Origin of the sequence: Paenibacillus riograndensis SBR5 (genome assembly GCF_000981585.1) — a bacterium.
GTDB lineage: Bacteria > Bacillota > Bacilli > Paenibacillales > Paenibacillaceae > Paenibacillus_AQ > Paenibacillus_AQ riograndensis.
In genome coordinates this window covers 297,494-310,856 of record NZ_LN831776.1, presented here as the reverse complement: position 1 = coordinate 310,856, position 13,363 = coordinate 297,494, and the positions used below count along the sequence as shown (strand labels likewise).

General features: G+C 49.4%; 8 protein-coding genes. 2 read left to right on the top strand and 6 right to left on the bottom strand.

The genetic code is table 11. The features are described from left to right. The 6 genes from PRIO_RS01495 to PRIO_RS01470 form a co-directional block, all read right to left on the bottom strand. Positions 1-3,099, bottom strand: coding sequence for a hybrid sensor histidine kinase/response regulator (locus PRIO_RS01495; protein WP_020427541.1), 3,099 nt, complete (start codon positions 3,097-3,099; stop codon positions 1-3). Between the two features lie 163 nt (positions 3,100-3,262). After that, positions 3,263-4,090 (bottom strand): carbohydrate ABC transporter permease, encoded by an 828-nt coding sequence (locus PRIO_RS01490; RefSeq protein WP_020427542.1) that lies wholly within the window; start codon positions 4,088-4,090, stop codon positions 3,263-3,265. Between the two features lie 13 nt (positions 4,091-4,103). Next, positions 4,104-4,985 carry a carbohydrate ABC transporter permease gene (locus PRIO_RS01485; protein ID WP_020427543.1) on the bottom strand — a complete coding sequence of 294 codons (882 nt, stop codon included), beginning with the start codon at positions 4,983-4,985 and terminating at the stop codon, positions 4,104-4,106. A gap of 230 nt (positions 4,986-5,215) precedes the next feature. Further along, on the bottom strand, positions 5,216-6,043 hold the full coding sequence (locus PRIO_RS01480; RefSeq protein ID WP_020427544.1) for a response regulator: 828 nt from the start codon (positions 6,041-6,043) through the stop codon (positions 5,216-5,218). A gap of 30 nt (positions 6,044-6,073) precedes the next feature. Continuing rightward, positions 6,074-7,849 carry a sensor histidine kinase gene (locus tag PRIO_RS01475; RefSeq protein ID WP_144412080.1) on the bottom strand — a complete coding sequence of 592 codons (1,776 nt, stop codon included), beginning with the start codon at positions 7,847-7,849 and terminating at the stop codon, positions 6,074-6,076. Positions 7,850-8,349: 500 nt separating this feature from the next. Continuing rightward, positions 8,350-9,693 carry an ABC transporter substrate-binding protein gene (locus PRIO_RS01470; protein WP_020427546.1) on the bottom strand — a complete coding sequence of 448 codons (1,344 nt, stop codon included), beginning with the start codon at positions 9,691-9,693 and terminating at the stop codon, positions 8,350-8,352. A 246-nt stretch (positions 9,694-9,939) separates the two neighbouring features. Here PRIO_RS01470 and PRIO_RS01465 point away from each other — a divergent pair, with 246 nt between their 5' ends. Both PRIO_RS01465 and PRIO_RS01460 read left to right on the top strand, forming a co-directional pair. Further along, positions 9,940-10,662 (top strand): GntR family transcriptional regulator, encoded by a 723-nt coding sequence (locus tag PRIO_RS01465; protein ID WP_020427547.1) that lies wholly within the window; start codon positions 9,940-9,942, stop codon positions 10,660-10,662. 267 nt (positions 10,663-10,929) lie between these two features. Beyond that, a complete protein-coding gene (locus PRIO_RS01460; RefSeq protein ID WP_020427548.1) occupies positions 10,930-13,314 on the top strand; it encodes a phosphoketolase family protein in 2,385 nt (794 codons plus the stop codon). Positions 13,315-13,363: the final 49 nt, after the last annotated feature.

The following is a 13,363-nucleotide window of genomic DNA, read 5'->3' as shown; positions in this document are numbered from 1 at the left end:
TCATCCTTTTTGGTATGGAATCTGAAAGCTGACACAGGTTCCCTGGTCCAGCGAACTTTGAATATCCAGGCCTGTGCCGAACTGCTGCATCAATCGGCGGTTAATATTGATAAGGCCGATGCCGCTTCGGCTGGAGGACCGGTTCGAATAGGTCAGGAGCTGGCTCAGGTAATCCTTGTCCATTCCGCCTCCGTCATCGATGATTGAAATGTCAACCATTTCGGCTAACCTGCAGACGTTAACCGATACGGTTCCGCCCCGGTTTCGGCTGAGGAGCCCGTGCTTGATGGCATTCTCAACCAGAGGCTGGATCGACAAGGGCGGAATGAGGATATCAATCCCGCTTTCGATATTCCACACCACCGTTAACCGGCTGCCGAAACGTTCCTTTTCAATATAGACATAGGAACGGACGAGAGAAAGCTCATGCTCAAGCGGGACAAGTGGAGACGCGTTCTTGAAATCAAAGCTTAGGCGCAGGTAATTGCTGAATTCATCGAGCAAGGTCTGCATTTTATTGAAATCAATCATGCCCAATGCGGCAATGGAGTTCAAAGTGTTGAACAGAAAGTGAGGCTGGATTTGCGACTGCAGCCATGCACTCTCCATCCGCAGACGGTCGTCGATGGAGGTCTTCAGCTGGGTCAATGCGTGCACCCGGGCCTTTAACTCCCAGGCATCTACAGGCTTTTTGACATAGTCATTGGCCCCTGCCCGGAATCCGGTCAAGATATCCTCCGTCCGGACTCTGGCCGTTAACAGCAGGATCGGCAGTTCCGAAATATTGAACCGCTCGCGGATGAGCTCTGTCAGCTCGTAACCGGACATATGCGGCATCATGACATCCGTAATGACAAGATCGTACCGTTGCCGCTTGGTTTCGGCCAGCGCCAGTTCCGCGCTTGTTACGGCGTCGATCACATACCCTTCCGTTTCCAGCATTTGGGCAAGCACATTCAGATTCACCGCATCGTCATCTACAATCAAAAGCCGGCATGCAGGTGCTCCAGATTCATTGGGGGAAATGCCCCGTTCAACAGGGGGTTCCGCTGCAGCCGCAATCTCATCCAAAGGCACGGATAAGTTCGTAAGGGATGACGGTTGGAAGTCTTCTTCCGCAGGATTGCCGTCCCCTAATGGCAGCGTGAACCGGAAGAGGGTTTTTTCGCCCAAAGACGATTCCGCAGTGATCGTTCCCCCATGAAGCTCCACTAATTGTCTGCAAATACTCAGTCCGAGGCCAAAACCGCCGCTGGCCCGTTTGAAATGGTTGTCCGCCTGCTCATAGGGATGAAAAATCTGGAGCAGCGCTTCTTCGGGAATTCCGATCCCGGTATCCTCCACCTGCACCTCGGCCATAGGCCCCTTTCTTACAGCACGAACGGTGATGAAGCCTTTATCCGTAAATTTCACCGCATTATGCAGTAAATTGAACAGGATTTGGATCACCCGCTGTTCATCGGCCTGAACGGCAGGGAAGGTATCCTCAATGTCTGCCCGCAGCTGGACCGGCTTTCCATCCAGCATGACTTTAATCATGTCCAGCACACCGGAGACGACCGACTGCAGCCGCACTGGCTTAATTTCCAGCGGAATGGTTTGTTCTTTCAGACGGGTGATGTCGATCAAATCGTCCAGCATGAAGCTCATCCGGCTGCTGACTTTTTTAATGATCTCCACACGTTCCTGCTGCTTCGGGTGAACCGGATGGGACTGATCATCCAGGATCACCTGCAGCATCGTTGAGATCCCCTGCAGCGGATTGCGCAGTTCATGCGAGGTATTGACCAGAAACTCATCCTTCCGTTTATCTTCAAGCTGCAGCTTCCCGGCCAGCAGCAACGACTGATCGATCGCATGGAAGAATCGTTTGAACCAGAACGCCGCAAAGGCAAGCAGGGCGAAAATCAGGTCAAACGGATAATGGATGAGTTCATTCTCGGGTGAAAGGTGCATGAATGCCGACCACAGAATATTGATTCCTATGCCGATGCAGGCGAGCAGCAGGAAGATGACATCTTCTTTTTGCTGAATGGCTCTGCGGAGGATGTGGCCGCCCAGAATGACCGAGGTGAGGCCGAGTACAAGCAATAGTTTGGATGTAGCCTGAATATATGATGATGGGGATATCAGGATAAACAGGGCATATAGGGTCCAGCAAAAGGCTATAATGTGCGTTGTCACTTTAGGGACGCGGGAAGGAAACAGGCTGTTGATCAATAGGCACATGAAGGCATTGACACCGATATAAGTGAGATACACAATCTTTATCTCCCAGGCATCGCCCATATGGAACCATTGGAAGAGCAGCCTGTCATCGGAAATCAGTACGCTGAACAGAGTGAATATCATAAAAAAGGCAAAGTAGCTCAACCCTTTGTTGGAGCTCAAGAGACGCAGGATTACGCCGTATAGAGCATTTATGAAAAGAATGACGCAGAGCAGCAGCTGCAGTCCGACCAGTAGGGAATTCCGTTGTTGAATGGCATCGACCGTACCGAAGCGGATCGCTCTCTCGATTCCCCCTTTGCCGGCATCATGGGATACCTCAATGACCAGATCCAGCGTGGGGCTCCCGGCAGGAATGGTTACGGTATAAGGAACATTTTGCGCCTGATGTTTGCCGGGATCGGAGGACGGGTGCCCGGAGGAGGCCAGCAATTGACCGTTTACATACACCGATGAGGCATTGCCTATTCTGGATATTTTCATGGCGAAGGTTTGTTTCGTCTCTTGATCCAGCCTGATTTGCAAGCGGTAAGTTCCATAATGGAACGCTGAGCCATCCTGCGGGAAATATCCGTCCCACAAATCGGGTACGAACACCTTTTCCGCTTGGGCTGCCGGAGCGTTGCCGTTATCGCTGCCTGCACCGGAAACCAGCAGAACAGAGGGGTAAAAGGTCCACTCCCCTTTCAGCTGCAGCGTCTGGTGTCCGGTAAAGCTGAAATTCCGCAGGTCCAAGACGCCGTCTTGGGCGGCCGGAGCTTTTGCATAATCCGTAGTCGTCAGATAGTTCGTCCATACTAAGCGGACAGCGGTGATGAATACTATAAAAACAACGATAGCGATAAACGGCTTTTTTAGGGTTCCCAGCATGTCTTTAAGTCAACCTTCGCCTTCTGGATCTGAAATGAATTGCAGTTGGATCTATTATACTATCCAGCTGACCCAACAACTACAGAAGGCTGTAAAAAAGCATAAAGTCCATTTTGGCAGGTACACAGGCTGTGCCTGCTGAGGATCGCCCGGCAGCCTGATTTCAGCCCTTTACCGCCGAACTGGCCACGCCTTCAATAATGTATTTCTGGCCAATCAGGAAGACGATAATCATCGGGATAATCCCGGCGGTGGCAGCGGCCATCATGCCGTTGTAGTCCACGTTGTTCTCCAGAATGAAGTTTTGCAGACCCAGCGGTACGGTGAACAGGTCATGATCGATTAGAAAGACCAGGGCGTTCTCGTAATCATTCCAGTGCCAGGAGAAGTCGATGATGGCCAGAGTAGCGATGGATGGTTTGGCCATGGGCAGAATAATCCGGGAGAAGATCCGGAAGTGGCCGGCTCCGTCAATAAAGGCGGCCTCCGAAATCTCATAAGGCACAGAGAGGAAAAACTGCCGCATCATGAAGACTCCGAAGATGGTGAAAAACCCCGGCAGAATAAGCGCCCAGTGGGTGTTGTAGATGCCAGCCCAGTCGAACATGATGAATTTGGGCACGAACAGCACCTGAGGCGGCACCATCATCATGGACAGATACACCATGAACATGGTATCCCGCCCTCTGAACTGAATCCGTGCGAAGCCATAGGCGGCGAGTGAGGAGAGTGTGACTGCACCAATGGTACTAAGCACTGAAACTTTAAGGGAATTTAAATAATAGAGCATGAAACTGTTTTCTCCCGTCCATACCTTCACATGATGGCTCCAGTTGAAGTGGACGGGAATCCATTGGATCGGATATTGGAATACTTCAGCAGGGGTCTTGAACGAGGTGCTGATCATCCAGAGGAACGGAACGATCATCACAACGCTCAGGGACAGCATCACAAGCGTGATAAGGCTTTTATTGAACACAGCTTTATTCATGGCCGCTCCTCCTTTAGTAGTGAACCCAGCGTTTTTGACCCAGCCATTGGACGACGGTGAAGATCATGATGATCACAAACAGCGCCCAGGATACGGCGGATGCATAGCCCATTTCGTAGTAACGGAAGGCATTCTGGTAAATAAACAGGGACAATACGGTGGTGCTGTTCCCCGGCCCGCCCTGCGTGATCGCCTGAATAATCCCGAACTGCTTAATCGACATAATGAGTCCCGTAATCAGCAGCAGGAAGGTCGTGGGACTGACCAGGGGCCACAGGATGCTGCGGACGGTCTGCCAGGTGCGGGCCCCGTCGATTTTGGCCGCTTCCAGCAGTTCACCGGATACCTCCTGCAGCGCAGCCAGATAGATGATCATATTGTAGCCGAGCATGAACCAGATCCAGATGATATCAATGGCGTACATGGAAGATTCCATGGTAGACAGCCATCCGGGGGGATTGGCAATGCCAATTGCCCGCAGGATACCGTTGATAGGGCCGTTATTCGGCTGGAACAGCAGCATCCAGACAAAGGCAACGGCCACCCCGCTGGTAATGTAGGGCATGAAATACAGCGCCCGCAGCAGTTTTTTCAAATATACAGAACGGTTGAGAACTACTGCCACAATGAAGGCAAGTCCAATGGATACAGGTACAGATAACAGGAACATCAGGGTGTTCTTGATGGCAATATAGAATACTTCATCGCCCAGCATTCTCTGAATGTTGTCCAGGCCTACAAACTTTGTGTCGGGACTCATAAACTTGTAGTCTGTGAACATCAGATAGAAGGAATAGATGGCAGGTATAATAAAAAATAGAATCACGCCAATCATATTAGGCCCGATAAACAGATAGCCCAGATGCTGCTGCCGTTTCATCCAAGATGTTTTCACATCATTCACTCCTTTTCGCTCGTTTGCTTCTTCATGTCAAGCATAACAAGCGGAATGAAAGCGGTTAAGGAACAAAACCCCCGACTTCATGCTACAGAAGTATACATTTGCGCCAGACGGCAGCACGGCTCATCCGTAGTTTTGTTCTATCCGTTGTTCTATCCGGACACCAAAACAGCGGCCTTCCTGTTAGGGAAAACCGCTGCTGTACAGCCGGGCGAAATCAAGATTCAGATGGTTACGGGTTCGGGTTTGCTCCTGTTGTTCTGCCTGTACTGGCTTGGCGTTTGTGCGGTCAGGCGCTTGAATATTTTGATAAAATAATTATCGTTAACGAAGCCGACCCGGTTGCCAATCTCATATACGGGCAGGTCGGAATGGCACAGATACTGAATCGCCTGATTCACGCGCACTTGGTGCAGGTAATGGATCAGCGTGTGCCCGGTTTTCTTTTTGAACAAGGTGCTGACATAATTTTCGCCCATCATGACATACTGGGACATCGACTTCACGGTAATATCCTCCGGGTAATGGGCGTGGATATACTGCAGGATTTTCTGAATCTCCGGATGGGAGGTGACTTCCTCATGAAGCAGCGGCGGCAGCGCTTTGGCGTTCCGCTCATCGGTTCCGCTCTTCGCCTGCACCGGGTCAGGACTACTGTCACGCTTCTCTCCGTCCTTCAGCAGCTCATTGCTGATTTTGCGCAGTGTCTCCCGCAGTGAATTCACACTCATGGACAGCTTCAAAATGTAATTCGAAGCCCCGTATTCCATCGCCTGCCGGACATATTCGAAATCGCTCATGCAAGTGAGCATTACAAAACGGGAGCTATAGCCTTCTTCCCTGGTTCTTCTAAGCAGCTCGACGCCATCCATTTCAGGCATAATAATATCTGTAATCACCAGGTCCGGTACGTCCCGCCGGATGATATCAAGGGCCTCTGCACCATTTCCTGCCTCTCCGCTAACCGTGAAACCTAGTTCTTCCCAGGCAATGATCTCCCGCACAGACTCCCGTACAAAGACTTCATCTTCAACCAGCAATACTTTCCACATGAATGATTACCTCCCGGTGTATAGGATGTATTAAGCCGGATGTTCCGTGCCATAAGGTGTGGATAACAGAAAAGGAAGGGTGAACCGGACCGTTACGCCTTGATCGGAGGAGAGGATGTCCATAGAGCCTTCCTCCCGGAACAGGAGCCGCAGCCGTTCCTCAATGTTGCTGAGTCCGATGCCCGGACGCCTGCGTTCCGTACGTTTGAGCTTGGATTGCTCGATGCCCACACCGTTATCCTTAATCTCAACAATGAGCGTGCCGGGCCCCTCCCGGTATACTTTAATTTCAATTAAGCCGTTGCCCGGCAGCGGTCCAATCCCGTGAATAATGGCGTTTTCTACAAGCGGCTGCAGGCTGAGCTTGGGGACCAGCGCGTACAGAATATCTTCATCATACTCACAGGTGACCTCGAATTTATGGCGGTACCGGACCTGCTGAATATGGACATAGGCCTGCACCAGCCCGATTTCATCTTTTAGATAGATCAGATCCTTATCGGTATTCAGACTGGCCTCCAGCAGCTTGCCGAGGGAAAGGGTCATATTGGTGATGTCCTCATTCTGCTCCCTGATGGCGATCCATTTGATAGTATTCAGCGTATTCAGCAGAAAGTGGGGATTGGTCTGGGCCAGCAGCATTTGAAAATGGACGGCTTCCTTCTGCCGCTCTTCCGCCTTCAGCTTCTGAATCAGCAGGTTGGTGTCATCCAGCATAGTATTGAAGGTCCGGGTGAGATCCAGAATTTCACCTCTGAATTTGTGCTCCGGCAGCCGGATCTTCAGACTTTTCTGTACAGCAGCCTTCATCTTGTTCTGCAGGTGGGACAGCGGGCGGGTAATCGTTGTAGCAATGACGAAGGTCATCATCAGAAAAATGCCCATCAGCGCAAAAAAAGTGATAAAGTACTGCCGCTTCAGCTCCTCAATCTCCACAAACAGCACGGACTGCGGGATGCGGTTGACGATGTACCAGTCCAGGGATTCCACATAGATATAATTGATCAGAGAATTAGAAGCTTTGTCGATAAAATATTGCTGCTGCGGATGCTCCGCGATTCTGGCCTTGACCTGCTCCGGCAAACTGCTCTTGGGAACCGACTGGGAAATATCCTCCCCCGTGTGCGAGATTATAAAGTATTGCTGCTGAAGATCCGATTGCTTGTGAATGGACTGCAGCCAATAGGAATAGTCAATACTGATCCGGGCCATGCCGTAAGGCTTGTTCTGCGTATTCTCCAGATAAGCGTACAAGGACAGCAGGTAGGCACTGGTCGACACATCCCTCAGCACATAGTTGCTGTCATTGGGAACCCAATGATACGAGCTGGGATTCATCAGTTTCCGGTCAAACCCGGGACTCTCGCGCAAATCCTTGTAAATCAGAGACTCTCTTGGCGGGTAAGAGGTGTATGCGCTTTCATTTAAATCGAGAATCATAAAATAAACCGAAGGATTATAGAGAAAGAAGCTGTTATTCAGATTTTTGAAAATGTTCTCGATCCGCCTTTTATTTTCAAGCCCGCTTTGCTGTTCGGGATGGGTCAATACGGATTTTACCGTCTCATCCTGCTTGAGGAAGATTAGGGTTTTGAAGGCGATGCTGATCTGATCCTCCAGTGTCCGGTACATCTGCTCCAGCTGATAGTGGCTCTGCTGGCTGATTTTTTTCTGAACCAGGCTTTCAATACGCTGATAGTTGTATAAATTCAGAGCACAGAAGGGCAGCAGAATCAAAAAAACAAAGGCCGCGAACAAGCGGTATTTCAGCTTTTGGGGAATCAGTAAACGCATTAGTTTTGACACACGGATGCGACCTCCAATACGTTGTGGGTGTTGCCTAGATTATAGCATATTAAAAAAGCTGCAAACGCAATATTTAAAATTGTATGGTTTTGTTTCAGGAAAGGGGAGGTTGGGGAGGGGAAATACAAAGATTTGTTCTATTCGAAGCTGCCCTGCGGAACTTATTTTTCCGGAAAATCAACTATCGGGGACCCAAGCAAATTAGCTAACCTTTTTCCAACTAATGCTATATAGAGTGAACTCAAGATATTTACATTAGGGACTTCGTCGGGACTACGGAGAATGTTTGGACTTCCGGCCGCTGTTGTCTGCAGATTTCTTCAATTGATACCGCTGTTCGCGGTGGAAATCCGCAGACAAAGGCGGACGCATTCGCTCCTACAGTTCCAAACTTCCCCTCCATCCCTTTTCCCTATTGTTAGTTTTTTCAAGTTCGCTTTAAATAGAATCGGAAACGGCTGCACTGCACAGTTACAAAACGGCGGACAAACATTTCCTCTTTATTTCTTTTGCTTCAAAAAATTATTATGCCGTGCCACCATGGCGTCGATGGTCTGATTCAGCGACTGTGAACCAAGGAAGTATTTCTCGTACTCCTGGGAACGCAGATCCATGACTTCCTGCGGCAGACTGCGGACATAAGTCGGCGTCTTGTCATCGAACATGACATACATGAGTGAATCCAGGTCATAAGTATCGCGTTTATCACCGAGGAGGCTGTTCAGGGCATCGTCCTGGTTCGCATCCTTGGATGCCGGCAGTCTTCCCCCGGCAGCCATTGGCGCCATACCGCCATCGGAGTACCATTTCAGGAATTCCCAGGCTGCCTCTTGTTTTTTGGAATTGGCGTTAATGGAGATATAGTCTCCTAAGCCTCCGCGGGTCACATATTGGTCTGCACTGTCTGCAAGCCGGGGAACCTGGGCAAAGGCAATCTTGAAATCACGCGGGAAATCCGTGAAATTGTTCGAACTGCGCAGCAGCCAGGCCCCGATGTTGAGCATAGGCACTTCTCCGCTCAGGAATACCTGTTCAACCGGCATTTTGGAAGTCAATTGTTCTCCAAGCGGCGGTGTGGTCTTGTCCTCCTGCATCATTCCATTCAGCGTTTCCAGCCATTTCCGGACGAGGGGATGATCCAGATTAGAAGTACCGTCCGCTTTGGTGTAGCCCTCCTGCGACAGCACAGAATCAATAGGGTCCACGAACGGTTCCATATTCTGAATGAATCCGTATTTGTCGCCTACCTTCAGCTTTTTCGCGTATTCACGCAGCTCGTCCCAGGTCCAGTCCTTCGGAACCGGCAGGCCCGCAGCGTCAAGGGCATCTTTGTTCAGTGCAATGAAGAACGCGCTTTTTGTCGTGGGAACACCGTAATATTTGCCGTTAATCTTCCAGCCTTCAGCGTCACTGCCCATTTTTTCATCAATATTGTAATCAGTGAATGAGCTGAGGTCGAGCGCAAGATTGGATTCTACCCGTTTGGCCGCATGGGACACCGTATAGTTCACGAATAAATCTACATCCTGCCCGGTAACCATGGCTGTGTCGAGCTTGAGATTTCCGTCATCATCATTGACGAAGCGGACATATTCCACCTGAGTTTCGGGATGCGCCTTATTCCAATTATCGATAACCTCCTGCGGTCCCGACTCAGGCGGAACTCCGCCCCACATTTTTAGCGTAACCGTGCCTTTGGATGATCCAGAAGCATTTGTGCCAGCGCTTTCATTATTGGGAGCAGAAGAGCTGCTATTGCTGTTACCGTTGCCGGAACATCCTGCCAGCAGCCCTGTGAGAAGAACGAGCGATGTCATCCCCGCAAGCCATGTTTTCTTTTTCAAAAGCGACAACCTCCCTTATAAACTTTGTAGTACCGCTTACAAATCCAGAATAGCAGATCAGGAAAACGGCCAGAAGTAACAAAATAACAGAGTATATGGAACATAACTTTACAATAAAGACGCTTACACGAGCCACATTTGTAGGAAAACGTTCTATTTCGTCCGTCCGGTATGAACCCTGTCCTAATTATGATATATTTAATCGTGAATGTTTAGTTCTGTATAGATTTCAAAAAGGAGTACCCCATGAGCCAATTTGTCTATAAGCAAATTATTGATGACCTCAAAATGAAGATCTTTGCGGGACAGTTTGCCGATATGAGGTTGCCGGATGAACGCAGTCTCAGCGAAACTTACCAGGTGAGCCGCAGTTCGATCAAACGTGCGCTGATGAAGATGGAGAATTCGGGAATTATTTTCAAAAAAAGGGGCTCAGGCACCTTTATCAACCCGTTATACATAAAAAATGAATCGATCTTTAACTACGAGGGTACTAATCTGGGGGTTACCGACAACTTTCAGATGGATGGCAAAAAGCCTAAGGTCAAAGTGCTGAATTTCGAGGTGATCCGGCCTACGGAAGAGCTGCAGCGGGATTTGTTTTTGCAGCCCCATGATTTTGTATACAAAATTATCCGCCTGCGCCTGTTCGATGACGAGCCGTTTATGATCGAAACGGGCTATATTCCGATCAAAATTGTCCAGAATCTGGACCAGACGATTATCGAAGGCTCGATCTTTCATTATTTGGAGGAGTCGCGGAATCTGGCGGTGACCAAATCCTTTTTATCCATTTTTGCCGAGCCGTCCGGGACCCATGATCAAGAGCTGCTCCATCTGCAGGACAATGAACCTGTGGGGATTATGGAGGGAATATTCTTCCTGGATAATGGCACGCCCTTCGAATTTTCGCATATGCGGTTTCATTACAAATATCTGAAATTCAATACATTTGTATCGGTTCAATAACGTTCTGACGATCAGGCCGGGGAGGATTCCCTGGTCTTTTTTTGTATTTTTTAGGATACATAGATTCATACATTTAGTCACATATTTATAAAAATAAAGATTTTTTTACAAATAATTAGCTCCGTATTTTATACTATGTTCAAAATTTCACAAAATTGGACCGTATCAATTGTTAAAATGATTGAATTTTATAAACCCAGAGGTATGATGTACTTGTGGAAGTAATTAGGTTCAGAAAAAAGAAAAATGGATTAGGAGTGGATTGAAATGGGATTGTCAACTCTGCCTGTGGATTATTCATCAAAAACGTACTTGGCCAAACTCGACGCTTACTGGCGTGCAACTAACTACATATCGGTAGGACAGCTGTATTTGAAGGATAACCCGTTGTTAAGAGAACCATTGAAGGATGCAGATGTCAAGGTTAAGCCTATTGGACACTGGGGAACCATTCCCGGCCAGAACTTTATTTATGCCCATCTGAACCGCGTGATTTGCAAATATGATCTGGATATGTTCTATGTTGAAGGTCCGGGCCATGGCGGCCAGGTCATGGTATCCAACTCCTATCTGGATGGAAGCTACACCGAAATCTACCCGGAAATCACGCAGGATATCCCTGGTCTCAAAAAATTGTTCAAGCAATTCTCCTTCCCTGGCGGTGTGGCATCACATGCGGCTCCGGAAACTCCAGGGTCGATTCATGAAGGCGGAGAGCTCGGCTACTCCCTGTCCCACAGCGTGGGTGCGATTCTGGATAACCCGGATCTGATCTCTGCCGTGGTTGTGGGTGATGGTGAAGCTGAAACCGGACCGCTGGCGGCTTCCTGGCTCTCCAACCGGTTCATCAATCCGATTACAGACGGCGCAGTGCTGCCGATTCTGCATTTGAACGGCTTCAAGATCAGCAACCCGACTGTTCTGTCCCGGATGTCGAAAGAGGAGTTAACCGCTTATTTTACAGGCATGGGCTGGGAGCCTTTTTTTGTAGAAGGTGAAAATCCTGAACTGATGCATCCGGAAATGGCGAAGGTTCTGGACACCATCATCGAGCGAATTGCAGCAATCCAGAAGAACGCGCGTGAAAACAATGACACCACCCGCCCGGTATGGCCGATGCTTGTGTTCCGTACCCCTAAAGGCTGGACCGGCCCGAAAGAATGGGATAAAGTGCCGAACGAAGGCTCGTTCCGTGCCCACCAGGTTCCGATTCCAGTGGATCAGAAGAACATGAAGCACGCTCCTGCACTGCTCGATTGGCTGAACAGCTACAGACCGGAAGAATTATTCGACCAGAATGGCCGTTTGAATGCAGAGCTTGCTGAAATCCTGCCTACTGGCGACAGACGTATGGGAATGAATCCTGTAACGAACGCCGGCCACCTGATTAAAGACCTGCACAAACCCAATTTCCGCAACTATACACTCGATAACTCCGTTCCTGGGCAAGTGATTGCACAAGATATGGCAGTGCTGGGCAAATACCTGAAAGAGGTTGTAACGCTCAACGAAGAGAACCGCAACTTCAGAATTTTCGGACCGGATGAAACGATGTCGAACCGCCTGGGTCCTGTGTTTGAAGTGACCAAACGCCAATGGATGGATGAAATCAAGGAACCGCACGATGAATTCCTCGCTCCTTATGGCCGGGTGATTGATTCGCAGTTATCCGAGCATCAGGCTGAAGGATTCCTGGAAGGTTACGTATTGACAGGCCGCCACGGTTTCTTCGCAAGCTATGAAGCGTTCCTGCGTGTAGTGGACTCGATGATTACCCAGCACTTCAAATGGCTGCGCAAAGCGACAGACCAAAGCTGGCGTGCGGATATTCCGTCCCTGAATGTCATCGCAACATCGACAGTGTTCCAGCAGGACCATAATGGCTACACTCACCAGGACCCGGGGTTGCTCGGCCACTTGGCAGACAAGAAACCGGAATTTATCCGTGAATATTTGCCGGCGGATGCCAATACCCTGCTGGCTGTCTTCGATACGATCTTAAATGACCGTCAAAAGATCAACCTGATTGTGTCCTCCAAACATCCGCGCCCGCAATGGTTCTCGGCTGACGAAGCCCAAGAACTGGTGGACAAAGGACTGAAAATCATCGACTGGGCAAGCACAGACAAGGGTGGAGAGCCTGATGTGGTTATTGCTTCGTCCGGTACTGAGCCTACCATGGAGAGCCTGGCTGCCATTTCCATCCTGCATGAAAAGCTGCCTGGCCTGAAAATCCGCTACATCAACGTGGTTGATCTTCTGAAGCTGAGAAGCCAGAAGCTGGACCCGCGCGGTTTATCTGACGCTGAGTTTGATCGATTTTTCACAAAGGATAAACCTGTCATCTTCGCATTCCATGGCTATGAAGGTTTGATCAAGGATCTGTTCTTTGACCGCCACAACCATAACCTGCATGTGCACGGGTACCGTGAGAACGGCGATATTACCACACCATTTGATATGCGTGTACTGAATCAGATGGACCGCTTCGACCTGGCGAAGGAAGCTGTACTGAGCCTGCCGGATGCCGGTAAATATCAAGCGATTGCGGACGAAATGGATGCTATGGTGAAGAAGCACAACCAATATATCCGTGAAGAAGGCATCGACCTGCCAGAGGTAGAGAACTGGGTATGGAAGGCTTTGAACTAAAGGCATAAGGTTTGATCATCTTCATAGAAGACACTCTTCGGAGTGTCTT

Bases quoted from the DNA above. Each gene is read 5' to 3' on its own strand.
- PRIO_RS01460 (WP_020427548.1), top strand. From the start codon at position 10,930: ATGGGATTGTCAACTCTGCCTGTGGATTATTCATCAAAAACGTACTTG.
- PRIO_RS01480 (WP_020427544.1), bottom strand. From the start codon at position 6,043: ATGTGGAAAGTATTGCTGGTTGAAGATGAAGTCTTTGTACGGGAGTCT.
- PRIO_RS01490 (WP_020427542.1), bottom strand. From the start codon at position 4,090: ATGAATAAAGCTGTGTTCAATAAAAGCCTTATCACGCTTGTGATGCTG.
- PRIO_RS01465 (WP_020427547.1), top strand. From the start codon at position 9,940: ATGAGCCAATTTGTCTATAAGCAAATTATTGATGACCTCAAAATGAAG.
- PRIO_RS01495 (WP_020427541.1), bottom strand. From the start codon at position 3,099: ATGCTGGGAACCCTAAAAAAGCCGTTTATCGCTATCGTTGTTTTTATA.